The sequence below is a fragment of the Streptomyces sp. URMC 126 genome (assembly GCF_051386555.1).
In the GTDB taxonomy this organism is placed as follows: domain Bacteria; phylum Actinomycetota; class Actinomycetes; order Streptomycetales; family Streptomycetaceae; genus Streptomyces.
Window position 1 is genome coordinate 1 of the sequence record NZ_JBPQTX010001180.1, and the last position, 247, is coordinate 247.

At 73.3% G+C, this 247-nt stretch carries 1 pseudogene; it reads left to right on the forward strand.

Annotation, left to right across the window (positions count from 1 at the left end):
• Positions 1-210 (forward strand): annotated as a pseudogene (locus tag ACSNOK_RS35580) (hypothetical protein); the annotation flags it as partial.
• Positions 211-247: the final 37 nt, after the last annotated feature.

Below are 247 nucleotides of genomic sequence, written 5' to 3' on the forward strand. Positions count from 1 at the left end.
GTCCTGGTGCTGGGCAAGCAGGTCCCACTCGGCATCGGTGCCGCGCTCGGCGCCGGCGGTAACCATGTCTTCGGACGGCTGACGATCAAGTCCGCACGCGCCGTCTTCGGGCCGCCCCCGTCGAGCTGGGACGCCGACGACCGCGGCGACGAGGCGCCCTTCGGGCCTGACACGGAGGAATCCGGCTCCGTGACACCTACCGAAGCGTGACGCGCGGGCTTCGCCCGGCCCCGTCGCGGGCGAAGCC